This window comes from Streptomyces sp. NPDC007025 (assembly GCF_042869455.1).
Classification (GTDB): domain Bacteria; phylum Actinomycetota; class Actinomycetes; order Streptomycetales; family Streptomycetaceae; genus Streptomyces.
This window is the reverse complement of the sequence record NZ_JBIAFT010000002.1, coordinates 253,675-279,747: the sequence shown is the minus strand read 5'-3', so window position 1 is coordinate 279,747 and position 26,073 is coordinate 253,675. Positions and strand designations below refer to the sequence as shown.

21 protein-coding genes are annotated in these 26,073 nt (G+C 74.1%); 15 read left to right on the top strand and 6 right to left on the bottom strand.

Features of this window, described 5'->3' with window-relative positions:
• Position 1 precedes the first annotated feature (1 nt).
• Complete coding sequence (locus ACFYMO_RS04895) at positions 2 to 2,773, bottom strand: SpoIIE family protein phosphatase (protein ID WP_388544264.1); 2,772 nt, start codon at positions 2,771 to 2,773, stop codon at positions 2 to 4.
• Positions 2,774 to 3,343: 570 nt separating this feature from the next.
• On the opposite strand from ACFYMO_RS04895, the gene ACFYMO_RS04890 reads away from it, so the two are divergent.
• The 4 genes from ACFYMO_RS04890 to ACFYMO_RS04875 are packed head-to-tail and all read left to right on the top strand — an operon-like array spanning position 3,344 to position 6,292.
• Positions 3,344 to 4,921: an ATP-binding protein gene (locus ACFYMO_RS04890; protein ID WP_366770066.1), complete on the top strand. Its 1,578-nt coding sequence runs from the start codon at positions 3,344 to 3,346 to the stop codon at positions 4,919 to 4,921.
• Positions 4,922 to 4,924: 3 nt separating this feature from the next.
• A complete protein-coding gene (locus ACFYMO_RS04885; protein WP_078534820.1) occupies positions 4,925 to 5,329 on the top strand; it encodes a roadblock/LC7 domain-containing protein in 405 nt (134 codons plus the stop codon).
• Positions 5,326 to 5,679 carry a DUF742 domain-containing protein gene (locus ACFYMO_RS04880; protein ID WP_366770067.1) on the top strand — a complete coding sequence of 118 codons (354 nt, stop codon included), beginning with the start codon at positions 5,326 to 5,328 and terminating at the stop codon, positions 5,677 to 5,679. The genes ACFYMO_RS04885 and ACFYMO_RS04880 overlap by 4 nt, the downstream gene beginning before the upstream one ends.
• A complete protein-coding gene (locus tag ACFYMO_RS04875; protein WP_366770068.1) occupies positions 5,660 to 6,292 on the top strand; it encodes an ATP/GTP-binding protein in 633 nt (210 codons plus the stop codon). Before ACFYMO_RS04880 ends, ACFYMO_RS04875 begins: the two co-directional genes overlap by 20 nt.
• Before the next feature lie 105 nt (positions 6,293 to 6,397).
• Here ACFYMO_RS04875 and ACFYMO_RS04870 read toward each other — a convergent pair whose 3' ends face one another.
• Positions 6,398 to 6,904, bottom strand: coding sequence for a MarR family transcriptional regulator (locus ACFYMO_RS04870; protein WP_366770069.1), 507 nt, complete (start codon positions 6,902 to 6,904; stop codon positions 6,398 to 6,400).
• A 481-nt stretch (positions 6,905 to 7,385) separates the two neighbouring features.
• Here ACFYMO_RS04870 and ACFYMO_RS04865 point away from each other — a divergent pair, with 481 nt between their 5' ends.
• The 6 genes from ACFYMO_RS04865 (at position 7,386) to ACFYMO_RS04840 (ending at position 16,983) form a co-directional block, all read left to right on the top strand.
• The gene (locus ACFYMO_RS04865; protein ID WP_388544259.1) at positions 7,386 to 9,545 is read left to right on the top strand and encodes an ArnT family glycosyltransferase; all 2,160 of its coding nucleotides are present in this window, start codon (positions 7,386 to 7,388) and stop codon (positions 9,543 to 9,545) included.
• A 232-nt stretch (positions 9,546 to 9,777) separates the two neighbouring features.
• On the top strand, positions 9,778 to 10,959 hold the full coding sequence (locus tag ACFYMO_RS04860) for an ROK family transcriptional regulator (protein WP_388544256.1): 1,182 nt from the start codon (positions 9,778 to 9,780) through the stop codon (positions 10,957 to 10,959).
• 92 nt (positions 10,960 to 11,051) lie between these two features.
• Positions 11,052 to 12,317, top strand: a complete 1,266-nt coding sequence (locus tag ACFYMO_RS04855; RefSeq protein WP_366770072.1) for a 6-phospho-beta-glucosidase — start codon at positions 11,052 to 11,054, stop codon at positions 12,315 to 12,317.
• A complete protein-coding gene (locus ACFYMO_RS04850; RefSeq protein WP_366770073.1) occupies positions 12,308 to 13,465 on the top strand; it encodes a BadF/BadG/BcrA/BcrD ATPase family protein in 1,158 nt (385 codons plus the stop codon). Before ACFYMO_RS04855 ends, ACFYMO_RS04850 begins: the two co-directional genes overlap by 10 nt.
• 172 nt (positions 13,466 to 13,637) lie before the next feature.
• Complete coding sequence (locus tag ACFYMO_RS04845) at positions 13,638 to 15,722, top strand: SpoIIE family protein phosphatase (protein WP_366770074.1); 2,085 nt, start codon at positions 13,638 to 13,640, stop codon at positions 15,720 to 15,722.
• Between the two features lie 121 nt (positions 15,723 to 15,843).
• Positions 15,844 to 16,983 carry an aminotransferase class V-fold PLP-dependent enzyme gene (locus ACFYMO_RS04840; RefSeq protein ID WP_366770075.1) on the top strand — a complete coding sequence of 380 codons (1,140 nt, stop codon included), beginning with the start codon at positions 15,844 to 15,846 and terminating at the stop codon, positions 16,981 to 16,983.
• 26 nt (positions 16,984 to 17,009) lie between these two features.
• Here ACFYMO_RS04840 and ACFYMO_RS04835 read toward each other — a convergent pair whose 3' ends face one another.
• Positions 17,010 to 17,654, bottom strand: a complete 645-nt coding sequence (locus tag ACFYMO_RS04835) for an HD domain-containing protein (protein ID WP_366770076.1) — start codon at positions 17,652 to 17,654, stop codon at positions 17,010 to 17,012.
• A gap of 54 nt (positions 17,655 to 17,708) precedes the next feature.
• Positions 17,709 to 18,155, bottom strand: a complete 447-nt coding sequence (locus ACFYMO_RS04830) for a nitroreductase family deazaflavin-dependent oxidoreductase (RefSeq protein ID WP_388544251.1) — start codon at positions 18,153 to 18,155, stop codon at positions 17,709 to 17,711.
• A 217-nt stretch (positions 18,156 to 18,372) separates the two neighbouring features.
• Here ACFYMO_RS04830 and ACFYMO_RS04825 point away from each other — a divergent pair, with 217 nt between their 5' ends.
• Together ACFYMO_RS04825 and ACFYMO_RS04820 are read left to right on the top strand one after the other, a co-directional pair.
• The gene (locus tag ACFYMO_RS04825; protein WP_019357226.1) at positions 18,373 to 18,588 is read left to right on the top strand and encodes an EF-hand domain-containing protein; all 216 of its coding nucleotides are present in this window, start codon (positions 18,373 to 18,375) and stop codon (positions 18,586 to 18,588) included.
• A 314-nt stretch (positions 18,589 to 18,902) separates the two neighbouring features.
• Positions 18,903 to 19,718: an SAM-dependent methyltransferase gene (locus ACFYMO_RS04820; protein ID WP_366770078.1), complete on the top strand. Its 816-nt coding sequence runs from the start codon at positions 18,903 to 18,905 to the stop codon at positions 19,716 to 19,718.
• A gap of 33 nt (positions 19,719 to 19,751) precedes the next feature.
• Here the strand turns inward: ACFYMO_RS04820 and ACFYMO_RS04815 are convergent, their stop codons facing one another.
• Positions 19,752 to 20,126 carry a hypothetical protein gene (locus ACFYMO_RS04815; protein WP_366770079.1) on the bottom strand — a complete coding sequence of 125 codons (375 nt, stop codon included), beginning with the start codon at positions 20,124 to 20,126 and terminating at the stop codon, positions 19,752 to 19,754.
• Positions 20,127 to 20,258: 132 nt separating this feature from the next.
• Here ACFYMO_RS04815 and ACFYMO_RS04810 point away from each other — a divergent pair, with 132 nt between their 5' ends.
• The 3 genes from ACFYMO_RS04810 (at position 20,259) to ACFYMO_RS04800 (ending at position 23,716) form a co-directional block, all read left to right on the top strand.
• A complete protein-coding gene (locus tag ACFYMO_RS04810; protein ID WP_366770080.1) occupies positions 20,259 to 20,744 on the top strand; it encodes a helix-turn-helix transcriptional regulator in 486 nt (161 codons plus the stop codon).
• Between the two features lie 10 nt (positions 20,745 to 20,754).
• Complete coding sequence (locus tag ACFYMO_RS04805) at positions 20,755 to 21,165, top strand: VOC family protein (protein ID WP_360303288.1); 411 nt, start codon at positions 20,755 to 20,757, stop codon at positions 21,163 to 21,165.
• Positions 21,166 to 21,304: 139 nt separating this feature from the next.
• Complete coding sequence (locus ACFYMO_RS04800; RefSeq protein WP_366770081.1) at positions 21,305 to 23,716, top strand: excinuclease ABC subunit UvrA; 2,412 nt, start codon at positions 21,305 to 21,307, stop codon at positions 23,714 to 23,716.
• 34 nt (positions 23,717 to 23,750) lie between these two features.
• Here ACFYMO_RS04800 and ACFYMO_RS04795 read toward each other — a convergent pair whose 3' ends face one another.
• Entirely contained in the window at positions 23,751 to 26,027 is a 2,277-nt protein-coding gene (locus ACFYMO_RS04795) for an ATP-binding cassette domain-containing protein (RefSeq protein ID WP_388544244.1), read from the bottom strand.
• Between the last annotated feature and the right edge of the window lie 46 nt (positions 26,028 to 26,073).

The window sequence follows — 26,073 nt, the reverse complement described above, 5'->3', positions numbered from 1 at the left end:
GTCACACCAGCGGCACCTCCGACGGCGCGCCGTCCAGCGACAGTTCGGCCCAGATGGTCTTGCCCTCCGCGGTGTAGCGGGTCCCCCAGTGCTGGGCGAGTTGCGCGATCAGGAACAGCCCCCGGCCGCCCTCGTCCACGGTCGTGGCGCGCCGAAGGTGCGGTGCGGTACTGCTGCTGTCCGAGACCTCGCAGGTCAGATAGCGGTCGCAGAGGAGCCGCACGGTGATGGGGGGCGCGCCGTAGCGGATGGCGTTGGTGATCAGCTCGCTGAGGATGAGCTCCGCGGTGAAGGCCGTCTCCTCCAGGCCCCACTCGACCAGCCGGGCCGCGCAGTCGGCCCGCACCGGGGCGACGGCCTCCGGATCGCTGGGAACCTCCCAGCGGGCGATCCGGGAGGACGGCAGCAGCCGTGTCTCGGCGACGAGCAGCGCGATGTCGTCGCGGTCCTCGCTGGTCCGGTCGGGCAGCATGGCCTCCAGCACGGCACCGCAGGTCTCCTCGGGGCCCTGGCAGGTGCCGGAGAGCGTGGCGCGCAGCATCTCCAGCCGCTCGTCGAGATCGCGGCTGCGGACCTGGACCAGTCCGTTGGTGTACAGCACCAGCCGGCTGCCCTCGGGCAGCGTCAGGGTGCGGGTCTCGAACGGCGAGGTGCCCAGGCCGAGCGGCAGGTTCTCGGGAGCTTCCAGGACGGCGGTGGTGCCGTCCGGGTAGGCGAGCGCGGGTGGCGGATGGCCCGCCCCCGAGAACTGGCAGCGGCCGGAGGCGGGGTCGTAGATGGCGTACAGCACGGTCGCTCCGGTGACCGCCGCGGTGTCCGGGCTGAGCGTGGGGTCCTGGTCGATGCGCGTGACCAACTCGTCCAGATGGGCCAGCAGTTCCTCCGGGGGGAGATCCAGGGAGGAGAAGTTGTGCACCGCGGTGCGCAGCCGGCCCATGGTGGCGGCCGCGTGCAGCCCGTGGCCCACCACGTCCCCCACCACCAGCGCCACCCGGGCACCCGGCAGCGGGATGACGTCGAACCAGTCCCCGCCCACCCCCGCCCGCGCCGGCAGGTAGCGGTAGGCGGCGGAGACGGCGTTCTGCTCGGGCAGTCCGCCGGGCAGCAGGCTGCGCTGGAGTGTGACGGCGAGACCGTGCTCGCGTGCGTAGCGCCGGGCGTTGTCGACGCAGACCGCGGTGCGGGTGACCAGTTCCTCGGCCGAGGCCAGGTCCTCGGCCTGGAAGGCGCGCTGGTCCCGGCGCCAGAAGCAGGCCCGGCCCAGCACGGTGCCGCGGGCCCGCAGCGGCACCGTGATCAACGAGTGGAAGCCCTCCCGGAGCATGCGCTCGGCGCGCTCGGGGTCGGCGGTGCGCCAGTCGGTGGCGGCGGCCAGGTCCGGCTCCAGGACCGACTCGGCCAGGTCTTCCGTGGCTCCGGCGTCCCTGCCGCCACCATCTCCCCTGGTGTCCCCGCCCTCCCCGTCGCCCGTACCGCTTCCGCCGGTCCCTTGAGACACCGGGAGGGGCGGGCCCGAGGGGCTGCTGTCCACCGGTTGCAGCGGCGGGACGGCGCCGCCCTCGAAGCGCAGCGCGACCCGGCGGACGGCGGGTGCGGACGGACCGGGCAGCGGCTCCTGCCCGCCGATGACCGGTTCGAGCAGGTCGACGGTGGCCGCGTCCGCGAACCGGGGGACCGCGACCTCGGTCAGCTCCTCGGCGGTGCGCACCACATCGAGCGTGGTCCCGATCCGCAGGCCCGCGGTGTAGAGCAGTTCCAGGCGCTGCGCGGCGACCTGGGCCTGTCCGGCGACCTCCCGCAGTTCGGTGGTGTCCCGCAGCGTGGCCACGCTCCCGGCCGGACCGCCGTCGGACCCGGTGGGGCGCTGGTTGACCGCGAGCATCCGGTCGCCGACGGCGTACACCTCGTCGCTGGCCGAGCGGCCGGAGGTCAGCAGCCCCGCGATGCCCGGTTCCAGCCGCAGGTCGCCGGCCTGCTGCCCCTGTGCGTGGTCCGGCAGTCGCAGGAGCCGGTGCGCCTCGTCGTTGGCGAGCACCAGCCGACCGGCGCCGTCCAGCACGAGCACACCCTCCCGTACGGCGTGCAGCACCGCGTCGTGGTGCTCGTACATGCGGGTCACCTCCGCCGGACCCAGGCCGCGGGTCTGCCGGTTGAGCCGTCTGCTGACCAGACCGGCGCCCAGGGTCGCCAGCAGGAGGGCGCCCGCGGCGCCGGCTCCCACCCACGGCAGTTCGCGGTCCAGCTTGGCCGAGACGGTCGCCAGGTCGACGCCCGCCGTGACCAGCCCGATGACTGTGCCGTCCGGGTCCTGCACGGGTGCGACCGCGCGGACCGAGTCCTTGGGCTGCCCTTCGAACTGCTCGGTGTAGGACCGGCCGGCCAGCGCCCGGCTGAAGTCGCCCGAGGCCCGCTTGCCGATCAGCTTCGGGAGGGGGTCGCTGAGCCGGACGCCCGCACGGTTGAGGACCGCTACGAAGTCGATCCCGCACTCCCGGCCGGCCCGGACGCTCACCGGCTGCAGCTTCCCGGTCGGACGGGACGAGCGCAGGGCAGCGGCCGTCGAGGGGGAGAGAGCCAGCGTGGCGGCACACGTCCGGGAGCGCTCCCGGGCGCTGCGGACGTCGGCCAGGCGGGCCTGCCAGGCCAGGCCCGCGGCGGCGGCGAGCACCAGCAGCAGCACGATGGTCAGTTGCAGTACGAAAACCTGCCCGGCAACACTCCGCACCGCGAGCCGGGACCCACGCTCGCTGCCGCCAGGACGCTTTTGAGTCATGCAGCATGGTCTACAGCCCTTTGCCCTGAATTGCGCGGATGTGCAACCCGGTCGTGCGCACCGCAACACCTGCGAGGCACTCCGGACCGGCCAAGCGCCTGGGCCGCCGGACCGGGAGGCGGCACATCCGGGCACGACACATCCGCGGGGAGGCGAACGCGTCCGGCGGCGCCGCCCCGGTGCCCTGCCCCCGACGGGACCGGGGCGGCATCCTGGGGCATGGCCGGGCGGGCGCTGTCGCCGTCCCGGACCGGAGGCCGCGCCGCGGAGGCGCCGACCGGCGGCGCCGGGCCGCGGCGGCCCCGATCCCGCCGGTCCACCACCGGGGGCGCGCACTCCGGACAGCGGAACGGAGAGACGTTCGTCCGACTATGCGAACGGCATGTGCGTACGAAGATCGGAAAGGGCTATCCTGCGACCGGTTCTGCGAGTTGACGCCACAACGACCAGGCCGCGGCCAGAGTCCTTCCCCCGCAACGGGGTTCCGCGTACGGCGGGCCGGCAGTCGTGCCGCCTGGTGCCACGCATCACTGGTCGGGTTGTCGATCTTATGCTGTTGAGAGGGTGCTGATGGTCCGTCGCGAAGTGTCGTCCGGAAGTCGAAGGCCCGCTTCCAGAACGGTGTGGTGGGTCCCCACCGTCCTCGTGGTCCTGGCCACCGTGCTCGCCGCGGCACTCGTCCCGCCCGCCTCCCGCGTCGCGGTCCTGGTGTGCGGCGCCGTGGCGGCCGCCGTCCTCGCGGGTGTCACGGCTGAACTCGTGCGCCGCGGGGCCGAGTCGGAACGTTTCCGCGCCGAGGCCGCAGCACGCGAGGCGGATCTGCGCAGGCACCTGGCGGAGCAGGAGGCCGCCACCGTACGGCTGGCCGAGGAGGTGCTGCCGCGCGCGGTGGCGAGGCTGGAGGAGGGCGAGTTCTCCCAGGACGTACTGCGCTCCTACCCCGTCGACGGCGGACTCGGCCCCCGGTTCCGCACAGCCCACGAGGCCCTGCTGCGCTCCGTCGTGGAAGCCGTGCAGTCCGAGGAGACCATGCGCGACTCGGCGCAGCGCGGCGTCGTCAACGTCGCCCGCCGGGTCCAGGCCATCGTGCACCAGCAGGCGACCGACCTGCGCACCATGGAGGACCGGCACGGCAACGAGCCCAAGTTCTTCACCGACCTCCTCCGGCTGGACCACGGCACCGCGCTCATCGGCCGCCTCGCCGACAGCATCGCCGTTCTCGGCGGCGCCCGGCCCGGCCGCCAGTGGAACCGGGCAGTCCCGCTGTACAGCGTGCTGCGCGGCGCGATGTCCCGGATCCTCGAGTACCAGCGGGTGGAACTGCACTCCGTCGCCGAGGTGGCCGTCGTCGGCCCGGCCGTCGAACCGCTCATCCACGCACTGGCCGAACTGCTCGACAACGCCACCCGCTACTCGCCCCCCAAGACCCGCGTCCATCTCACCGCTGTCGAGGTGCACATGGGCATCGCGGTCGAGATCGAGGACGGCGGGGTCGGCCTGAGCGAGGAGGCCCGCGCCCGCGCCGAGCGCATGCTGAAGGAGGCTCGGGCCGGCATCGACCTGAACGACCTGGGCGAGTCGCCGCGACTGGGCCTGGCCGTGGTCGGCCGGCTGGCGCAGGCCTACGACTTCCAGGTCTCGCTGCCGCCCTCCGCCTACGGGGGCGTCCGCGCGGTGCTGACCGTGCCGCAGAGCCTCATCACCACCGCCCCGGCCGAGGGCCGCGCGCACGGCATCGGCGCCGCCTCCGGACTCCGGCCGCTGTCCACCGACGGCCCGCGGCCGGAGCCGGCAGAGCACCGCGCGGCGGCCGACACGGTGCCGCGCCGGGAGGCCGCCCCCGCCCCATCCGGCGCCGGAACCGCCCCCGCGGCGCACCCGGATGCCGGGGCCGCGGCCGACGGGGAGCAGGACGAGGCGCCGGAGCGGACGCCGAGCGGCCTGCCGCAGCGCAGGCGCCGCCGGCCGCGCGCAGACGGAGGACCCGCGGCGTCCCCGCGCCCGGCGCGCCCGGGCCCCGCCGCCACCGCACACGAGGAACCCGCACCCGGCGTATGGATGGCCGAACTCCACAGCGGGCTGCACGGCGACAGACCGGCGCCGGACCCGGCTCGCGGCAACAGCGACACGTCAGACAAGGATGAGTAGCCGATGGATCACCGCGCGGACATGGACTGGATGCTTAAGGACCTTGCCGAGAGCGTCCCGCAGACCCGTCACATAGTGGTGCTGTCCTCGGACGGCCTGTGCATGGCCCGGTACGACACCGACGTCGACACCGCGGACCGGATCGCGGCGATCGGCTCGGGTCTGCAGAGCCTCTCCGGCGCGGTGGCCGCCGAGTTCCCGCAGAGCGACGGCCGGATGCGGATGGTGGTGATCGAGGTGAGCGGCGGCTTCATGTACCTGATGGCCGCCGGCGCCGGAGCGCACCTCGCCGTGCTCGCGGACGAAGGGGTGGACGCCGGGCTGGTCGGCCAGTGCATGCGCGATCTGGTGGCCCGGATCGGTGCTCATCTGACCAGCCCGCCACGGACCGACGGGCAGGTGCCGTGAGCGAGAACGGCCCCGGCTGGGAGGAGAGCGGCCCGGAGCGGCTGTATGTGATCACCGGGGGGCGGGAGGCGGACTCCGCGGGGTCCCGGCTCGACCTGGTGACGCTGATCGTCTCGCGGGAGGAACCCGGGGTGGGGATGCAGCCGGAACTGGCCGCCATTCTGCGGATCTGCCGCTCACCGCTCTCCGTCGCCGAGATCTCCGCGCATCTGGCCCTGCCCTCCAGTGCGACCGGTGTGCTGCTCGACGACTTGCTGGCCGACGGGCGGGTCGAGGCACGCGAACCCGCCAGCTCTCTTCCCGACATCGCATTGATTGAGGCGGTAATCGATGGACTCCAAAAGCTCTGACACGGTCATGGAGCCACGGGAGGCCGACCGGCTTCCCTCCTCCGCTTCGTCCGCGGTCAAGATCGTCATCGTCGGCGGGTTCGGCGTCGGCAAGACGACGCTGGTCCGCTCGGTCAGCGAGATCAGGCCGCTGACCACCGAGGAGACGATGACCCGGGCGAGCACCGGCATCGACGACCTCGCCGGGGTCGAACACAAGTCCGCGACAACCGTGGCGATGGACTTCGGCCGGATCAGCCTCAACGAGGAACTGGTGCTCTACCTCTTCGGCACGCCCGGGCAGCAGCGCTTCTGGTTCCTGTGGAACGGGCTGTTCGAAGGCGCGCTGGGTGCCGTGGTGCTGGTCGACACCCGGCGGCTGGAAGTCAGCTTCGACGTGATCGGAAGGCTGGAGGAGGCGGGGGTGCCGTTCGTCATCGCCGTCAACGCCTTCCCGGACTCGGCCAGTTACCCGACCGAGGAACTGCGGTCGGCGCTCGACCTGCCGACGAGTGTGCCGATCGTGGTCTGCGACGCGCGGCGGCGCGAATCCAGCCGGGACGTCCTCATCTCGCTGATGCACCATCTGCGCGACCACACCCTCAGCGGCGAGCTGGCGGCGGAACCGGGCTGACGACGCAGCCGGCCCGGCGGGGCCTGCGGGCCCCGCCCTCGGTCGGAACGCGACGCCCCGCGCCGACGCCCGGCGCGGGGCGTCGGCGCACCGGCGGCGAGCGGATCAGGCCGAGCGGTCGTCGATCTCCCGCACGGCGGTGAGCCGGGCGAGCGGGGCCGTGCCCTCGGTCGCCTCTCGGAACGCCCTGAGCCCTTCGTAGAGCACGGTGCGCGCCTTGGGCGGCATCGCCTCCAGCGTCGCGGTCAGCGCCTCCTCGCGGCGGAGCCGCAGCTCGCCGAGGTACTTGCGGCCCTGGTGGGTCAGATGCAGTTCCAGCTCCCGTCGGCTGACCTGACTGGGCAGCCGCTCCAGGAAGCCGAGCGCCTGGAGGCGGTCGCACAGCCGGCTGACCGACGAGGGAGCCGAACCCAGCATCTCCCCCAGCATGCGCAGATTCATCCCCTCCTCCCGGTCCAGGCAGTAGAGGACGCGCAGTTGGGAGGCGGAGACCGGGGAGGAGGAGACCGCGTCGCGGCCGTGCTCCCACAGGACTTCCAGCAGCTCGATGACCTCCCCCACCGCCCCGGCGCCGGGCGGCCCGCTGCGGCCGCCGGGAGGCTCGCCGGTCACTGCGCCGCTCCGCACCGGCACGACCGCTCTGGGGCGGGGGTCGAAGCCACGTTTCACTCCACAAGTTCGGCACTTTTGCCGCCCGGCTCTGCGGGAATCGCCCGCCGCCGTCAAGGGCCGGTAGGAGTTTATCCCTCCGTACCCGCCGCGGACAGGCCCGCCTCACCCGCCCCGCGCGGTGCGGGCACCCCGGAACCCGCCGGGCGCGGTGCCGGAGCGGCAGTCACAGCCGCCGCACAGGTCCAGCACAGGTGGATGACAGGGCAGTTCGCGAGGTTCGGACCCATGCTCGCCGAGACCCCGGCCGCCCGCGCCACCGGACACCAGGACCGGCCCGCCGCGGACGGGACGGTGGCCCTTCCGGCCGACGGCCCGGCGCGGAGCCGGCGGCCGTGCTTCTCGTCCCGAGCCGCACGGGCAGCCGCGGCCGCGGCTGCGCGCCCGTCGCGTCACAACGGACTGAAAGAAAGCGGACTCCAGTATGACCACCCTCCATCCTTCCGGCAGCGCGGCGGAGGCGCCGCTCCCCGGCCCCGGCTCCACAGCCGGGCGCCGGGGCGGCCTCGGCGAGCAGATCAGGGCCCGGGCACGGCACCGACGGGCCGGGCGGCCGCGCTGGGAGTCCCCCGCGTTCTGGACGCTGCTGGCCGTCACCGCCGTGCTGTACCTGTACGGCCTCGGCTCTTCGGGCTACGCCAACTCCTTCTACTCGGCCGCCGCCCAGGCGGGTGGCACGAGCTGGAAGGCGTTCTTGTTCGGATCGCTCGACGCGGGCAATGCCATCACCGTCGACAAACCGCCGGCCGCGCTGTGGCCGATGGGCCTCTCCGTCCGGCTCTTCGGCCTGGGGTCCTGGCAGATCCTGGTGCCGCAGGCGCTGCTGGGCGTCGCGTCCGTCGGCGTGCTGTACTCAGCGGTACGCCGCCGCACCGGGCCCGCCTCCGGGCTGCTCGCCGGGGCGCTGCTGGCCCTCACTCCGGTGGCGGCCCTGATGTTCCGCTTCAACAATCCGGACGCGCTGCTGTGCCTGCTGATGGTGGCGGCACTGTGGTGCATGGGCCGGGCCGTGGAGGACGGCCGCACCAGGTGGCTGGTCCTGGCCGGAGCCTGCTTCGGAGCGGGCTTCCTGGCCAAGGCGCTGCAGGCGTGGCTGATCCTGCCGGTCGCGGCGCTGGTCTACCTGGTCTGCGGACCGACCCGGCTGCGGAACCGGATCGGGCAGCTGCTGTGCGGCGGACTGACCACCCTGGTCACCGCGGGCTGGTGGGTCGCCCTCGTGGAGCTGTGGCCCGCCGCCTCGCGCCCCTACATCGGCGGCTCGCAGGAGAACAGCTTCCTGGAGCTGACCTTCGGCTACAACGGCTTCGGCCGGCTGACCGGCGACGAGACCGGCAGCGTCGGAGGCGGAGACGGTCGCGGCGGCGGCGCCTGGGGGCAGACAGGCCTGGGGCGGCTGTTCAGCGACACCGCGGGCGGTCAGATCTCGTGGCTGCTGCCGGCCGCCCTGCTGTTCCTGGTCGCGGGGCTGGTGCTGGCGGGGAGGGCGTCCCGCACGGAACCGCTGCGGGCCTCGTTCCTGCTGTGGGGCGGCTCGCTGCTGAGCACGGCTGCGACCTTCAGCTTCATGTCCGGGATCTTCCACGACTACTACACCGTCGCACTGGCGCCCTATATCGCGGCCGTGGTGGCCCTGGGGGCCGCCACGCTGTGGCGGGAGCCGAGCCGGCCGCTGCGGAACGCGGTCCTGGCGGCGGCGGTCGCCGGGACGGCGGGCTGGGCGTTCGTCCTGCTGGGCCGGGCGCCGGACTGGTTCCCGTGGCTGCGCTGGGCCGTACCGGCCGCGGGCGCGGCGGCGGCCTGCGGACTGCTGGCGGCCGCCGTGCTGCCCCGCACCCTGGGTGCCGCGGTCGCGGCGCTGGGACTGCTCGCCGCGGTCGCCGGACCGGTGGCCTACACGGTGAGCACCGTCGGTACGCCGCACACCGGCTCGATCGTCACGGCGGGCCCCGCGGTGAGCAGGGGCGGGCCACCCGGCATGCGGGGCGGGGGCAGGGGCATGCCGGGCCCGGGCATGGAGCGCCCGGCTCCCGGAACCGGCCAGGGCGCGGGGCCGGGCCGCGGGCAGGCTCAGCAGGGCCCTCCGGGCGGCGGAAAGGGTACTCAGCGGGGCGCCGCCGCCGGGCCCGGTCTGCCGCCCGGTCCCGGCGGGCCCGGACAGGGAACCGGCCGGGGCGGCGGCAAGGGCGGCCCCGGCGGCGGGATGGGCGGGCTGCTCAACGGCAGCCGGGTCTCGGCGAAGGCGGCGGCGCTGCTGCGCGCGGACTCCGGGTCCTACACCTGGGCGGCGGCCGCCGTCGGCTCGCAGAACGCGGCGAGCTACCAGCTCTCCACCGGGCTGCCGGTGATGGCGATCGGCGGCTTCAACGGAACCGACCCCTCGCCCACGCTCGCGCAGTTCGAGACGTATGTGGAGCAGGGGCGGATCCACTACTTCATCGCAGGTTCCCGGGGCGGCCCCGGAGGGGACCGGGGCACCTCCGCGCGGATCAGTTCGTGGGTGGCGGAGAAGTACACCGAGGTGCAGGCAGGCGACGCCACGTTCTACGACCTCACCCGGCCGAAGGAGACGGCAGCGGGGTGACCGTGCCCGCGGGCGGCGGGGCCGGCGCCGGATCCTGCCTGCCGCCCGCGGCCGCCCCGGCCGGTCCGGCCCGCGCTTCCGGGAGACGCGGACGGCTGTCGTGACCGGCCCATTGACCGAGCGGTTGCGGGAGTCCTAGATTCCCGGAACCGACAGGAAACCTTCCTGACGTATTCCGGCCGTGCGTGCGGTACCGCGCCGGACGGCCGGACCGGACAGACAGGGCACCGCCATGGCCGCACCGACCGTTCGCAGCGGTAACGGCACCCCGGGCACCCCGCGCGTGCTGCGTGCCATGAACGACCGCGCCGCACTCGACCTGCTCGTGGCGCACGGCCCGCTCACCCGGACCCGGATCAGCGCACTGACCGGCCTGTCCAAACCGACCGCCTCCCAGCTCCTGGGCCGGCTCACGGAGACGGGCCTGGTGCGCACTCGCAGCAAGGAGCGCGGCAGGCCCGGCCCCGACGCGCTGCTGTACGAGATCGACCCGACGGTCGGCCGGGTGGCCGCGCTCTCCGCGGACCTCCGGGGCGTCTCCGCGGTGGTCGCCGACATCGCGGGCACCGTCGTCGGCCGGGCCCGGGTGGCGGCGGAGCCGACGGCCGGAGAGCCCCGCGACCGGACCGCGCGGCTGGTCGGTGAAGCCGTGGACCGCGCGCTGCGGGAGGCGGGCTCGGAGCAGCACCGCCCGCACACCACCGTCGTCGGGACCCCCGGTGCGATCGACCCCCACTCGGGCGAGCTGCGTTACGCGCCGCATCTGCCCGGCCGGCATTCCCGCACTCTGCACACCGAGCTCTCCGAAGCGCTGGGCGGTCCGGTGGCCATCGAGAACGACGTGAATCTCGCGGCGTTGGCGGAACGGCACACGGGCGCCGCCCGGGGCCACGACGACTTCGTCCTGCTGTGGGTCGACGAGGGCATCGGCGCCGCCGTCTTCGTCGACGGCGTCCTGCTGCGCGGGGCGACGGGCGGGGCGGGCGAGCTCGGCTACATGCCGCTGCCCGGGGCTCCGCTCGCCCGCGGCGGCCCGGGCGCGTACGCGGGGGCCGACGCCGGGGGCGGATTCCAGAGCCTGGTCTCGGTACCGGCGGTGCGCCGCCTCGCGGGCGGCGCACCGCCGGCCGAGGCGCTGGCCGACCCGCGGGTGCGGGCCGAGACCGGGCGCAGGCTGGCCGACGGGATCGCCGTCCTTGCCGCGGTCCTCGACCCGCCTCTGGTCGTGCTGTCCGGCGCCGTACCGCGCGCCGGAGGGGAGGAGCTGCGCGCGCTGGTGGAGCGCGAACTGACCGGGCTGGCGCTGCCGCGGCCGCTGCTGCGGCTGAGCGAGCCGGCGGACGACCCGGTCCTGGCCGGGGCGCTGCTGTCCGCCCTGGCGCGGGCCCGTGACGACGTGTTCGACACCGGCTGAGCGTGCGGCGGCGCGCCGTACCGCGCCACCGCCTTCTTGCGCACGGACCTTTCCCGAGGCGTCACCCGCACCGGAGCACAGGACGGAGAGACATGAAACTGGCCGTGGTCGGCGGAGGCTCGACCTACACACCCGAACTCGTCGACGGCTTCGCACAGTTGCGCGACGTGCTGCCGGTCGACGAGTTGGCCCTGATCGATCCGGCGGCCGACCGGCTGACCCGCGTCGGCGGCCTGGCCCGGCGAATCCTCGCCCGGCAGGGCCACCCCGGCACCGTCACCGCGACGGACGACCTGGAGGCCGGTGTGGACGGCGCGGACGCGGTGCTGCTCCAGCTGCGGGTGGGCGGCCAGGCCGCCAGGGAACAGGACGAGACCTGGCCGCTGGAGTGCGGCTGCGTCGGCCAGGAGACCACCGGCGCCGGAGGGCTGGCCAAGGCGCTGCGCACCGTGCCGGTCGTGCTGGACATCGCCGACCGGGTGCGGCGCGGCAACCCCGACGCCTGGATCATCGACTTCACCAACCCGGTCGGCATCGTCACCCGCGCGCTGCTCGGCGCCGGGCACAAGGCGGTCGGGCTGTGCAACGTGGCCATCGGCTTCCAGCGGAAGTTCGCGCGGCTGCTGGAGACCGCTCCCTCCCAGGTGCATCTGGAGCACGTCGGGCTCAATCACCTCACCTGGGAGCTGGGCGTCCGGCTCGGCGGCCCGGACGGCACCGACGTGCTGCCCCGCCTGCTGGCCGAGCACGGCGCGGCCGTCGCCGAGGACGTGCGGCTGCCCCGCACGCTGGTCGAGCACCTGGGTGCGGTGCCGTCCTACTACCTGCGCTACTACTACGCACACGACGAGGTGGTGCGCACCCAGCGGGAAGGGCCCACCCGGGCAGCGGAAGTGGCCGCGCTGGAGCGGGAGCTGCTGGAGATGTACGCCGACCCGGCCCTGGACACCAAGCCCGCGCTGCTGGCCCGCCGCGGCGGTGCCTACTACTCGGAGGCAGCCGTCGACCTGGCCGCCTCCCTGCTGCGCGCAGGCGGCAGCACCCACCAGGCGGTCAACACCCTCAACCGGGGAACACTGCCCTTCCTGCCGGACGACGCGGTGATCGAGACCCAGGCCCGGATCGACCGGGAGGGCGCCCATCCCCTGCCGGTGCCCGCGCTCGACCCGCAGTTCGCCGGGCTCGTCTCGCACACGGCCGCCTACGAGGAACTGGCCCTGCGCGCCGCGCTGCACGGCGGCCGCGACCGGGTACTCGCCGCACTGCTCGCGCACCCCCTCGTCGGCCAGTTCGACCGGGCCGAACGGCTGGCCGACCGGCTCCTGGCGCACAACAAGGAGCACCTCGCGTGGGCCTGAGCCGAGCCCGTTCCGCGGCGCCTGCCGCCGGACCGCCGCCCGCGGCGTCCGCCGCCGCGGGCGCTGCCGGGTCCCCGGACCGCACGCCGGGCGCCGGGCGCCCCTCACCCGCTCTCCTCGCCGTGGACGCGGGCAACAGCAAGACCGATGTGGCGCTGCTCGGTGCCGACGGCAGCGTGCTGGGCACCGGCCGCGGCGGCGGATTCCGCCCACCCTCCGTGGGGGTCGACGCCGCCGTGGACGTCCTCGCCGAGGCCGTCGAGCGGGCGCACGCCGCGGCCGGGCCGGGCGGCGCGGCCGCTCCCGTGCGGCAGGTGACGGCCTGCCTGGCCAACGCCGACCTGCCCGTCGAGGAGGAGGCCCTGGCCGCGGCGCTCGCCGCGCGCGGCTGGGGGCGGCGGGTGGTCGTGCACAACGACACGTTCGCCGTGCTGCGCGCCGGGATCACCGCGCGGGACGGCGAGGCGGCACCCCGCGGGGTGGCCGTCGTGTGCGGCGCCGGGATCAACTGCGTCGGGGTCCGGTCCGACGGGCGCACCGCGCGCTTCCCCGCTCTGGGACGGCTCTCCGGGGACTGGGGCGGCGGCGGGGGGCTGGGCGAGGAGGCGCTGTGGCACGCGGCGCGCGCCGAGGACGGCCGGGGTGAGCCCACCCTGCTGCGTACGGCCGTGCCCGCGCACTTCGGTCTGGGGTCGGTGCGCGCGCTGATCGAGGCCGTACATCTGGGGCGTATCGCCTGGGAGCGGCGGCTGGAGCTGGTGCCGGTGCTCTTCGCGGTGGCCGGCCGGGGAGACGTGGTGGCGGACGGGCTGGTCGCACGAATGGCCGAAGAGGTGGTCACGATGGCGGTGGTGGCCCTGCGCGAGCTGGACCTGCTGACGGAGGAGGTCCCGGTGCTGCTCGGCGGGGGTGTCCTCGCCGCGGGCCAGGCTCTGCTGGACGACCGGGTCACCCGGCTGCTGGCGGCACGCGCCCCGCGTGCCGTCCCCCGTGTGGTGCGGGCCCGCCCGGTGCTCGGGGCCGCTCTGCTGGGCCTGGACGCGCTCGGCGCACCCGCCGCGGCGCACGACCGCGCGCGCCGGCACTTCGAGCCGCCGCGGCCCCCGGACGGCGCACCGGCACCGGCACCGGGCGCGGCCCCGGACTGACCGCGCCCCGGGGAGGGTCTTCGAAGGAGCGTCGTCCGCCCGGAGGGCGGGCCGGGCAGACAAGGCTTCTAAGTCGGCCTACGGCGGAATCCCGGCCCCGCCGGGGAGCACGACGGCGGTCCGGGAGGGAGGATGGGAGGGTACGGCCCCGTCCAGGGAGGTAGCCGGCGTCGTGACGAACCGCGAGGAGCCGCCCGAGGGTGACACCGGCGGGGTGCCGGGGGTCAGCCTCTCCCCGCCCGGTGGGCTCCTGGATGTGCTGGCGGTCGGCGCCGTGCTGCTGGACGCGCAGGGGCGCATCGTCCTGTGGAGTCCGCAGGCCGAGCAGTTGTTCGGATATTCGGCGGCGGAGGCCCTGGGCCGGTACGCGGCTCCGCTGCTGGTGCCGGAGCAGAGCACCGCGCTCGTCCTCCGCCTCTTCGACGAGGTGATCCGGGAGGGCAGGAGCTGGGCGGGCGTCTTCCCCGTCGTGTGCAAGGACGGCCGGATCCGCCAGCTGGAGTTCCGCAACATGCGGCTGCACGACGACCAGGGCGCCCGCTACGCGCTGGCGCTGGTCACGGACCGGGCCGCGCTCCGCGAGGTCGAGCGCGACCTGGCCTTCTCCACGCTGCTCATCCGGCAGTCCCCGATGGGCATCGCGGTCATGGACACCGACCTGCGCTATGTCTCGGTCAACCCCGCCCTCACCCGCCTCGACGGGGTCGACGAGGAGGGGCACCTGGGCAGGATGGTGCGCGACGTCCTGCCCCCGACCCACGCGCGGGAAGCGGACACGGTGCTGCGCCGGGTCCTGGAGACGGGCGAGCCGGTCATCGACCGGGAGGTGCTGGGCAGCGAGACCCCGGGGGGACGCGGCCACGCCTGGTCCGTCTCCGTCTACCGGCTCGACGACTCCGGCGGGCGTCCGCTGGGCCTCTCCATCTCCGTCACCGACATCACCGCCCGGCACCAGGCCGCGCTCCAGGCCGAGCTGGCCCGGGAGCGCCTCTCGCACCTGGCCGAGGCCTCCGTACGGATCGGCACCACGCTCGACCTGGAGCAGACCGCGCGCGAACTCGCCGAGATCACCGTCCCCGAGCTGGCCGACATCGCCGCCGTCGACGTACTGGACGCAGCCGTGCGGGACCGGCCCGCGGGCATCTCCGCGGAGGGGAGCGCCACCTTCCGCGCCCTCGCGCTGGTCGCCGGCTACCCCACGGTCGCGGTCGAGGCGGCCGACCCGACCGGGCAGGTGGCCCGGTACGGCGCCGAGCGGCTCGTGACCCGCTGCGTCGCCACGGGGCAGCCCGTCTCCGTACCGGCCGTCCAGGAGGAGGACCTGGGCAGGATCGCCCGCGACGGGCACGCCGCCGGGCTCCTCGCCAAGGCGGGCGTCCACTCCTACCTCGCAGTCCCGCTGATCGCCCGCGGCGAGGTGCTGGGTGCGCTCGACCTCAAGCGCACCCGCAACCCGAAGCCCTTCGACCACGACGACACGATCCTGGCCTGCGAACTGGCCGGGCGGGCCGCCGTCTGCATCGACAACGCCCGGCTCTACCGGCAGCAGCGCAGTATCGCCCTGATGCTGCAGCGCAGCCTGCTGCCGACGCCCGCCACCGGCTCCACCCGGCTGCGAATCGCCTCCCGGTACCAGCCGGCCGGAGCACACAGCGAGATCGGGGGCGACTGGTTCGACGTCCTCGAACTGGCGGAGGACCGCACCGCGCTGGTGGTCGGCGACGTGATGGGCAGCGGCATCAACGCGGCCGCCACCATGGGCCGGCTGCGCACCGCGACCCAGACCCTCGCGCGGCTGGCGCTGCAGCCGACCGAGGTGCTGCACCACCTCGACCAGATCACCACCGGCCTCGATCCGTACTTCGCCACCTGCCTCTACGCCGTCTACGATCCGCGCGAGAACCGCTGCCGGATCGCGTCCGCGGGGCATCTGCCGCCCGTGCTGGTCCCGGCGCGGGGCGAGCCGCGGCTGGTGGAGGTGGCGACCGGCACCCCGCTGGGCATCGGCGGCGGCACCCACAGCACGGTCGCCGTCGACCTGTGCCCGGGCGACCTGCTCGTCCTCTACACCGACGGTCTGATCGAGACGCGGCGCGACGACATCGAGGACCGGCTGGAGGTGCTGCTCGGTCTGCTGCGCCCGGTCGCGGGCTCGGGCGACTCTCTGGAGCAGACCTGCGACCTCCTCCTCGAAGCGCTGCGCAACCCCGAGAACCACGACGACGTGGCGCTGCTCCTCGTCAGCCCGACCGCGTAGCGCGGCGGCCCCCGCGGGGGCGGGCGCCGGGGCCGGAAGAGGGTACGGCGCGCGGCGGACGTAGGCTCGGACGGGAGCAGGGCCGTGACCGGATGCGGCCCGTCATGGCTGGAAGGCGACCGTGACCGCGAACACCGAGCATTCGTCCCTGCTGGATCTGCCGCCCCTGACCGCGGAGCACTTCGCCGCCGTCGAGGACAAGGTGGCCTCGTTGCTGCGGACCCGGTGCGATGTCGTGGCGATGCAGGGCGAGGCGCTGCTCCCGCTGGAGGCGTGCATCCGTGCGGCGGCGCCGCGCGGCAGTACGGCACTGAACGTGGTCACCGGGCCCTACGGCGAGACGTTCGGCGGCTGGCTGCGGTCGTGCGGCGCGGAGGCCGTCACCCTGACCGCTCCGTTCACCGGCGCCGTCGGCGCGGACGAGGTGGCCCGGGCGCTGCGCGAGCACCCGGAGACCGGCCTGGTGAGCCTCGTCCACGCGGAGGCGGCGACCGGCAACACCAACCCGGTCGCCGAGATCGGCGCCGTCGTGCGCGAGCACGGGGCGCTGCTGATGCTGGACGCGGTCGCCTCGGTGGGGGCCGAGCCGCTGCTGACCGACGCCTGGGGCGTGGACCTGTGCGTCATCGGTGGCCAGAAGGCGCTGGCCGGCCCGGCCGGGGTGTCCGCCGTGTCGGTCAGCGCCCGCGCGTGGGACCGGATCGCCGCGAACGAGAGCGCGCCCCGCCGCTCCTATCTGTCGCTGCTGGACTGGAAGGAGCGGTGGCTGGACGGCGGCCGGAAGGCGCTGCCGCACGCCCCGGCGCAGTTGGAGATGCTGGCCCTGGAAGCGGCCGTCGACCGGGTGCTCGAGGAGGGCCTGGACTCCTCGATCGCCCGGCACCGGGCGGCGTCGGCCGCGACGCGCGCCGGTGTGCGGGAACTCCCGGCGCTGGCCGCGTATGTGACGCGGGACCAGGACGCGGCCCCGGCCGCTACGACGCTCCGCGTCCCGGCGGACGACGTCGACGCACGCGAGGTGGTCGCCGCGGCGCTCGCCGCGGACCCGGGTGTACCGCTGCAGGCCGCGGGCGGTGCCCTGGCCGCCGAGGTGCTGCGCGTCAACCACTACGGGCGGTCGGCCGACCGCGCGGTCGTGCGGGACGCGCTGGCGGCGCTGGCCGGTGGCCTGGCCGCACTCGGTGTGCCCGGCGCAGCGGATGCCGGGGACCGGGCGGGCGAGGCCGCCGCCGCGGCGTGGGAGAGCGCGCTGCGGGCGTGATCCGCGACAGGCGGTGCGGGCCGCGCTCACTCCGGCCAGGGTGATTCCAGGACGGCGCGGACGAAGTCGCCGCGCCGGAAGTGCGGATCGTAGTGGGCGAGGACATCCGCCTTGACGTTGCCGAACGTCGTCTCCGGCTTCGGCTGCACACCGTCCGCGAACGCCCGCAGGATGCCCTGTCTGAACGCCGGGCGCGGGTGTGCGGCGACCACGGCCTCGCGGTCCGCGGCGGAGATCTCGCCGTACCCGGAGCCGAGCACGTCGTACTCCACCCCGGCGGCCACCAGCGCCACCTCGGGCTCCATGAACTCCGGGATGCCGGGCGTCGTGTGCAGGGCGACGGCGGTCCACACCCGCCGGATGCGGTCCTCGGGGATCTGGCGGGCGGTCAGGAAGCGGCGGGCCTCCTGGGCGCCGTCCACCTCGAAGCGCCGTCCGCTGCCGTGGAAGGGCTCGCCGAGACCGACGTCGTGGAAGAGCGCCGCGATGTAGAGCAGCTCCGCGTCGTGGCCGATCCCGCGCGCGCCTCCCAGGAGGCTGCCGAAGAAGTAGACCCGCCGCGAGTGGTCGTAGATCAGGTCGCTGCTGGTGTCGCGCACCAGTTCGGTGGCCTCCGCGGCCAGGCGGGAGTCCGGCACGCGCACGCCCGCCGGACCGAGCTGTTCACCCATGGCCTCCCGGCCTCCTTCTCCGCCCCCGCGTCGTCCGCCGGGTGTGCGGTGGGGTCAGTGCCCTTCGGGGGCGGGTTCCAGGACGAGGACCGGGATCTCCCGGTCGGTCCTGCGCTGGTAGTCGGCGTAGTCGGGGTAGGCCTCCACGGCGCGCTCCCACCACACGGCCTTCTCCTCCCCGGTGACCTCACGGGCCGTCATGTCCAGCCGCACCGGGCCGTCCTGGAGCTCGACCCGGGGATCGGCGAGCACGTTGCGGTACCAGACCGGGTGCGAGGGCGCCCCGCCCAGCGACGCCACCGCCGCGTACCGTCCGTCGTGCTCCACCCGCATCAGCGGCGTCTTGCGGACCTTGCCGCTCTTCGCCCCCCTGGTGGTCAGGACGATGACGGGCATGCCCCGCATCGTGGTGCCCTCCCGGCCGCCGGAGCGCTCGTACCGGTCCACCTGGTCGCGCACCCACTGCTCGGGGCTCGGCGCGTACTCGCCCTCGACAGGCATGGTGTGTCCGCCCTTCCGTCGTACCGTCCGGGTCCGTCCCGGAACCGCCGGGCCGTCGACCCGCGGCCTTCTCGGGTTACCACGGGCAGCGCGGGCGTACACGTACCCGGGTGCGGAGCAGGGGCGCCCGAGGCACGTGCGCACGGCGGGGATAGCGTGGCAGGGCACGTGCCGACGGGCACGTGGTCGGTACATTCACTCGGAGGTAGGGGCTGTCGTGGCCGGTATAGAGGACGCACGCAAGACCTTTGACAAGTTCGACCGGAACGGCGACGGGGTCGTCACCCCGGTCGAGTTCCAGCAGGCCATGGTGGAGCTGGGGGACCTGCACTACACCGTGGGCCTCGCGGAGGCCATCGTGAGCACTCGGGACGCGAACGGCGACGGCGTCCTGACCTTCGAGGAGTTCTTCGACAAGGCCAAGGACCTCTGACAGCGGGTCGTCCCCACGGGGCGCCGCCTCGCGCGCACCAGGCGGCCGCCCGGGCGGCCGCCTCCGTCGTCCCGCCGACGCCGGACGGGGCGCCCCGGCCGCGGGTCCCGGGCGAGGGCGGCGCGCCGCCCGCCCGGGCCGGGCACCGCCCGCGCTCCGCGGCAACCCCGCCCGCTTGCAGGGCGGTTGGCGGCCGGGGACGGCCGCCCGGAGGCGACCTCGGCGCACCGGGCGCCCGGTGGACGGCCGTAGAGTGTCGCCCACGAGATCGTTGCCCCGGCAGACCACCGGGGCGGAATGTCTGGGGCGCACCAATGACGGAAACCGGGGACGGACAGCGGCCGCTCAACACGGGTACGGCACACTCGGCACGGGTCTACGACTACATCCTGGGCGGCAAGAACCACTACGAGGCGGATGTGGCCGCCGGTGAGGCCATGATCGAGGTCTGGCCCGCGCTGCCGGTGCACATGCGGGCCAACCGGGCGTTCATGCTCCGGGCGAGCCGCTATCTGGCGCGCGAGTGCGGGATCCGGCAGTTCCTGGACATCGGCACCGGGCTGCCCACCTCGCCCAACCTGCACGAGGTCGTCCAGGCGGTCGAGCCGGGCGCCCGGGTCGTCTACGTCGACAACGACCCGATCGTGCTGAACTACGCGCAGGCGCTGCTCGCCAGCACCCCCCAGGGCCGCACCACCTACGTCCACGCGGACATGCGGGATCCGGACGCGATCCTCGGTTCGCCCGAGTTCCGGGCGACGCTGGACCTCGGCGAGCCGATCGCGCTGCTGGTCATCGGGATGCTGCACTTCATCCACCCGTCCGACGACGACCACGGGCTGCTGCGCAGGCTGCTGGACCCGCTGCCGCCCGGCAGCTACCTGGCCGCGACCATCGGCACCGCGGACTTCGCGCCGCAGGAGGTGGGCCGGGTCGCGGAGCAGTACGCGTCGGAGGGGATGCCGATGGCGCTGCGCACCCGCCAGGAGGCGGCCGTCTTCTTCACCGGGCTCGACCTCGTGGAGCCCGGTCTGGTGCAGGTCCACAAGTGGCGGCCCGACGCGGAGGACGAGCAGGTACGGGACGAGGACATCGCCATGTACGGCGCTCTGGCCCGCAAGCCCCGCTGACGCGCCCGCGCGCCTCCGCGCCGGGCCCTCCGCTCACTGGTCGGAGTACCGCAGCTCCCCCACCGTCCAGGCGCTCACGTCCCGGATGGCGATCCGGTACATCCCGCCCGTCTCGGGGATGCCCACCGAGCCCTGCAGGATCCGGGCGACATGGAAGTGCAGGTAGGAGGGTGCCTCGGATCCGGCGGTCGCGGCGTCCTCCAGGACCGGTACGAAGGAGCCCGCGAACGGGCCGAGCCGGTCGGAGTCCCGCAGGACCTCGGCGACTCGCTGCCTCCACACCGACTCGGGGGCCAGCCGCCCGGTGATGACGGCTCCGTGGACCGCGACGGTGAGGGACATCTGGTTGGTCTGCTCCGACTCCACCGTGGCGGCGATGTCGACGAGCAGCTCGTCAGCGTTCGGCATGGCTGGTGATGCTATAGCGCCGGGCAGCACGTCCGCGACAGGCCGGCGTCCCGCGGTTCCGCCGCCGCTCGCGGTCACGCGCGCCGCCCGGCGCACCGGGCCGCGGCCGCTGCGCGGCGTACCATCACCCGTGTGACGAACAGATCGACCTCGGCGCAGCAGCTGCGGGACCTGGCACGGCTGCGCCGGGTGCGCGACCGGATCGACCGGGAGTACGCGCAACCGCTGGACGTCGAGGCCCTCGCCCGTGGCGTGAACATGTCGGCCGGACATCTCAGCCGCCAGTTCCGGCAGGCCTACGGCGAGTCCCCGTACTCCTACCTGATGACCCGGCGCATCGAACGCGCGATGGCGCTGCTGCGGCACGGGGACCTCAGCGTCACCGAGGTCTGCTTCGCCGTCGGCTGCTCGTCGCTGGGCACCTTCAGCACCCGCTTCACCGAACTGGTCGGCATGCCGCCCAGCGCCTACCGGCGGCGCACCGCGGACGATCCGGCGGGGCTGCCGCCGTGCGTCGCCAAGCAGGTGACCAGGCCGGTCAGGAACCAGCCGGAGGGCCGTCCGGCCGGGAACCAACCGGTCAGGAATCGAGAAGCACCCCCGGCGGGCCGGGGCTAGCGTGAGCCCCATGGACATCAGCATTCACACCACCGTTCTCCCGCACGACGATCCGGACGCCTCGCTGGCCTTCTACCGCGACACCCTCGGCTTCGAGGTCCGCACCGACGTGGGCTCCGGGACGATGCGCTGGATCACCGTCGGGCCCGCCGACCAGCCGGGCACCTCCATCCTCCTGGCACCTCCGGCCGCCGACCCCGGCATCACCGACGACGAGCGCCGCACGATCGCCGAGATGATGGCCAAGGGCACCTACGGCTGGATCCTGCTGGCCACCCGGGACCTGGACGGCACCTTCCAGAAGCTGCAGGAAGGCGACGCCGAGGTCGTCCAGGAGCCGACCGAACAGCCCTACGGCGTCCGCGACTGCGCCTTCCGCGATCCGGCGGGCAACCAGATCCGCATCAGGGAAGTGCGCTGAGCCGCGCGCCGGCCGCGGGCGGCACCCGGTCGGCGCGCGGCGGTGACACCGGACCGGCCCGGAGTCACCGCGCCGGTCCGACCGCACCGGGCGAGGAAGCCGCGGGCCGCAGGGCACCGCGTGAAGAACGGGAGACAGGATGAACAGGACCGGTGAAGCGGACGGGCAGTCGCCCGCCCGGCACGCCGCCGACAGCCACGACCTGATCCGCGTGCACGGGGCGCGCGAGAACAACCTCAGGGACGTCAGCATCGAGCTGCCGAAGCGGCGGCTGACGGTGTTCACCGGCGTCTCCGGCTCCGGCAAGAGCTCACTGGTGTTCCACACCATCGCGGCGGAGTCGCAGCGGCTGATCAACGAAACCTACAGCGCCTTCGTACAGGGCTTCATGCCGAACCAGGCGCGGCCCGAGGTGGACGTCCTCGACGGGCTGACCACCGCCATCATCGTCGACCAGCAGCGGATGGGCGCCGACCCCCGCTCCACGGTCGGCACCGCCACCGACGCCAACGCGATGCTGCGCATCCTCTTCAGCAGGCTCGGGCAGCCGCACATCGGCTCCCCCAACGCGTTCGCCTTCAACGTCCCCTCGGTCCGGGCCAGCGGCGCGCTCACCGTCGAGCGCGGCCCCGGCAGGAACAAGACGGTCAAGCAGACCTTCTCCCGCACCGGCGGCATGTGCACCCGCTGCGAGGGGCGCGGCGCGGTCTCCGACATCGACCTCACCCAGCTCTACGACGACTCCAAGTCCCTGGCCGAGGGCGCGTTCACCATCCCCGGCTGGAAGTCGGACAGCTTCTGGACCGTGCGGGTCTACGCCGAGTCGGGCTTCCTCGACCCGGACAAGCCGATCCGCGACTACACCGAGCAGGAGATGCGGGACTTCCTCCACCGGGAGCCGACCAAGGTGAAGGTCGAGGGGGTGAACCTCACCTACGAGGGGCTGATCCCCAAGATCCGGAAATCCTTCCTGGCCAAGGACAAGGAGGCCCTGCAGCCGCACATCCGGGAGTTCGTGGACCGCGCGGTCACCTTCACCACCTGCCCGGAGTGCGACGGCACCCGGCTGTCCGAGGCGGCCCGCTCCTCGCGGATCGGCGCGATCAGCATCGCCGACGCCTGCGCGATGCAGATCAGCGACCTGGCCGCCTGGGTCCGCGGGGTGACCGAACCGTCGGTGGCCCCGCTGGTGGGCACGCTGGGCAGGACGCTCGACTCGTTCGTCGAGATCGGCCTCGGCTACCTCTCGCTCGACCGGCCCTCGGGCACCCTCTCGGGCGGTGAGGCACAGCGCGTCAAGATGGTGCGCCAACTGGGCTCCTCGCTCACCGACGCCACCTACATCTTCGACGAACCCACCGCCGGCCTGCACCCTCATGACATCGGGCGGATGAACGACCTGCTGCTGCGGCTGCGGGACAAGGGCAACACCGTGCTCGTCGTGGAGCACGAACCGCAGACGATCGAGATCGCCGACCACGTCGTCGACCTCGGCCCCGGAGCCGGCACCGCCGGAGGCACCGTCTGCTTCGAGGGCACCGTCGAGGGGCTGCGCGCGGGCGGCACGCTCACCGGGCGCCATCTCGACGACCGCGCACGGCTCAAGGAGACCCCGCGCCGCCCGGCCGGCGCGCTGGAGATCCGCGGCGCCGGGACGCACAACCTGCGGGACGTCGACGTCGACATCCCGCTCGGGGTGCTGACCGTGGTCACCGGCGTCGCCGGTTCCGGCAAGAGCTCGCTCGTCCATGGCGCACTGCCCCGGCAGGCCGCCGCAGCCGGAACGGATGTGGTCGCCATCGACCAGGGCGCCGTCCGCGGGTCGCGGCGGAGCAACCCGGCGACCTTCAGCGGGCTGCTGGACCCGGTCCGCAAGGCGTTCGCCAAGGCCAACGGCGTCAAACCGGCCCTCTTCAGCGCCAACTCCGCGGGCGCCTGCCCGGACTGCAAGGGGACCGGGGTCGTCTACACCGACCTGGCGATGATGGCCGGCACCGCCACGACCTGCGAGGAGTGCGACGGGAAGCGGTTCCAGCCGGAAGTGCTGGAGTACCGGCTCGGCGGCCGCGACATCAGCGAGGTGCTGGCGATGCCGGTGGCCGAGGCCGCGGAGTTCTTCGCGGCCGGGGAGGCCCGTACCCCGGCCGCGCACCGCGTCCTGGCGCGCCTCGCCGATGTCGGGCTCGGCTACCTCCGGCTGGGCCAGCCGCTGACCACACTGTCGGGCGGCGAGCTGCAGCGGCTGAAACTGGCGACCCGGATGGCCGGCAAGGACGGCGTCTACGTCCTGGACGAGCCGACCGCCGGGCTGCACCCCGCCGATGTCGAGCAGTTGCTGGGCCTGCTCGACCGGCTGGTGGACTCCGGCACGTCGGTCGTCGTCGTCGAGCACCACCAGGCGGTGATGGCGCACGCCGACTGGATCATCGACCTGGGTCCGGGAGCCGGCCACGACGGCGGCCGGATCGTCTTCGAGGGCACGCCGGCCGACTTGGTCGCCGGGCGCTCCACGCTCACCGGTGAGCACCTGGCGGACTACGTCGGCGGCTGAGCGGAGGCGCGCGGGCGGCACCCCCGCGCGCCCGTCAGCCGGCCGCCGGACCGGTTCCCCCGGACGAGGGCACGGCGCGGCCGTCCTCGCGCAGCGCCTCGGCGGTGGCGGTGCCGGTGATTCCGGCCACCGGCCCCTGGTAGAGGAGTTGCCCGCCGTGCCGCCCGGGGCCGGGACCGAGGTCGATCAGCCAGTCGGCGCGCCGGACGACATCGAGGTTGTGCTCGATCAGTACGACGGTGTGCCCCTGGTCCACCAGGCCGTCGAGGAGGGCCAGCAAGGTGTCGATGTCCTGCAGGTGCAGTCCGGTGGTGGGCTCGTCGAGGACGTAGAGGGCCGGACCGGCGGCCTCCCGGAGCTCCTTGGCGATCTTCACCCGCTGGCACTCGCCGCCCGAGAGGGTGGTCAGCGGCTGGCCGAGCCGCAGATATCCCAGACCGACGTCGTCGAGGTGGCGCAGGGCGCGGACGATCGCGCGGTCCGGGAGACGTTCGGCGGCCTCGTGGACGGTGAGGTCACCGATGTCGGCGATGGTCAGCCCGCCGACCGTGTACACCAGCGCCTCGGGCGTGAACCGACGCCCCTCGCAGGTCTCGCAGACCGTCTGCTGGTCCTCCAGGAATGCGAGGTCGCTGGAGACGGTCCCCAGACCGTTGCAGCCGGGGCAGCCGCCCCGGGAATTGGAGCTGAACAGCGCTGCGTCGACGCGGTTGCGGCGGGCGAAGAGCCTGCGGACGGCGTCGGCGACCCCGGTGTAGGTGAGGGGCGTGGAGCGCCGGTTGCCGACGACCGGCCGCTGGTCGATCACCACGGCGTCGTGCTGGGCGACAAGTTCGTCCGCGAAGCTGGTCTTCCCCGAACCCGCCACGCCGGTGAGCACGGTCAGCACACCGGTGGGGATGTCCGCGGTCACGTTGCGGAGGTTGTTGCGCGCGGCGCCGGCCACGGTGAGGTGACCGCGCGGCATCCGCGGCGCGTCCTTGACCGGCCGGCGCCGCGCCAGTGCGGCCGCCGTCGCGGTGCCGGCCCGGCGCAGCGCCTGGAAGCCGCCCTGGTGGACGAGCGTCCCGCCGCGCTCCCCCGCGCCCGGGCCGATCTCGACGACCTGGTCGGCGACGGCCAGGACCGCGGGGTCGTGCTCGACGACCAGGACGCAGTTGCCCTTGTCCCGCAGCCGCCGGAGCAGCCCGGTCATGGCGGAGACGTCGTGGGGGTGCAGTCCGACGGTGGGCTCGTCGAAGACGTAGATCATCTCGGTGAGGCTGCTGCCCAGGTGCCTGAGGGCCTTGATCCGCTGTGCCTCGCCCCCGGAGAGCGTCGCGGTGCCGCGGCCGAGGTGCAGATAGCCGAGCCCGACGGAGACCATCGCCTGGAGCCGATCGGTGAGGGCGGAGACGACCGGTGCCACCCGCACCTCGGTCACCTCCCCCACCAGCCCGACGAGTTCGGCGACCTCCATCCGGGCCAGCTCGCCGATGGTGCGGCCCAGCACCGTGGCCGACCGGCTCGCCTCGCACAGCCGGTCGCCGCGGCAGTCCGGGCACACCTCGGAGCGGGTGAACCGGGTGATCGTCTGCCTCTTGCGCTCGGACATCTCCTCGGAGCCGCGCAGATGGATCCGCTCGAAGCGCTGCACCACGCCCTCGTAGCCCTCGGGCAGCCGGTCGGCGGACGGGCCCGCGGCCGCCGTGCCGTACAGCAGCGCGTCCCGCGCCTCCTGGTCCCAGTGGCGCAGCGGCGTGCCGAGGGGGAACACCCCGATGTCGGCGAAGTGGGAGTACCAGTATCCGCCGGGGGCGAATCCGGGCAGCAGCACGGCGCCCTCGCGCAGCGACCGGTCCGGATCCACGAACCGGTCGACGGCGCCGGACACGACGTTCCCCAGGCCGGAGCAGGTGGGGCACATCCCGGCCGGGTCGTTGAAGGAGAAGGCGGAGGACTCGCCGACGTGCGGGGTGCTCGTCCGGGAGAACAGCAGGCGCAGAAAGGTCCAGATGTCGGTGACCGTGCCGACCGTGGAGCGGGCGTTCCCGCCCAGCCGCCGCTGGTCGATCACCACGACGGGCGACAGCCCCTCGATGTGCGCGACCTCGGGACGGTGCCACTTCGGCAGGCGGCTGCGGGTGTAGGGCGGATAGGTCTCGTTGAGCTGGTGTCCGGCCTCGGCCGCGAGCGTGTCGAACACCAGGGACGACTTGCCCGAGCCCGACACCCCCGCGAAGACCACGAGCTGCCCGCGGGGCACGTCGATGTCGAGGTCTTGCAGGTTGTGGGTACGGGCTCCCCGGATCCGGATGGCGTGCTGCGTCATGAGCGGGACCCTAGGACAGGATGCGGCCGGAATCCGGCCGCGAATT

Bases quoted from the DNA above. Each gene is read 5' to 3' on its own strand.
- ACFYMO_RS04895 (WP_388544264.1), bottom strand. From the start codon at position 2,773: ATGACTCAAAAGCGTCCTGGCGGCAGCGAGCGTGGGTCCCGGCTCGCG.
- ACFYMO_RS04890 (WP_366770066.1), top strand. From the start codon at position 3,344: ATGGTCCGTCGCGAAGTGTCGTCCGGAAGTCGAAGGCCCGCTTCCAGA.
- ACFYMO_RS04885 (WP_078534820.1), top strand. From the start codon at position 4,925: ATGGATCACCGCGCGGACATGGACTGGATGCTTAAGGACCTTGCCGAG.
- ACFYMO_RS04875 (WP_366770068.1), top strand. From the start codon at position 5,660: ATGGACTCCAAAAGCTCTGACACGGTCATGGAGCCACGGGAGGCCGAC.
- ACFYMO_RS04865 (WP_388544259.1), top strand. From the start codon at position 7,386: ATGACCACCCTCCATCCTTCCGGCAGCGCGGCGGAGGCGCCGCTCCCC.
- ACFYMO_RS04860 (WP_388544256.1), top strand. From the start codon at position 9,778: ATGGCCGCACCGACCGTTCGCAGCGGTAACGGCACCCCGGGCACCCCG.
- ACFYMO_RS04855 (WP_366770072.1), top strand. From the start codon at position 11,052: ATGAAACTGGCCGTGGTCGGCGGAGGCTCGACCTACACACCCGAACTC.
- ACFYMO_RS04835 (WP_366770076.1), bottom strand. From the start codon at position 17,654: ATGGGTGAACAGCTCGGTCCGGCGGGCGTGCGCGTGCCGGACTCCCGC.
- ACFYMO_RS04830 (WP_388544251.1), bottom strand. From the start codon at position 18,155: ATGCCTGTCGAGGGCGAGTACGCGCCGAGCCCCGAGCAGTGGGTGCGC.
- ACFYMO_RS04820 (WP_366770078.1), top strand. From the start codon at position 18,903: ATGACGGAAACCGGGGACGGACAGCGGCCGCTCAACACGGGTACGGCA.
- ACFYMO_RS04815 (WP_366770079.1), bottom strand. From the start codon at position 20,126: ATGCCGAACGCTGACGAGCTGCTCGTCGACATCGCCGCCACGGTGGAG.
- ACFYMO_RS04805 (WP_360303288.1), top strand. From the start codon at position 20,755: ATGGACATCAGCATTCACACCACCGTTCTCCCGCACGACGATCCGGAC.
- ACFYMO_RS04800 (WP_366770081.1), top strand. From the start codon at position 21,305: ATGAACAGGACCGGTGAAGCGGACGGGCAGTCGCCCGCCCGGCACGCC.
- ACFYMO_RS04795 (WP_388544244.1), bottom strand. From the start codon at position 26,027: ATGACGCAGCACGCCATCCGGATCCGGGGAGCCCGTACCCACAACCTG.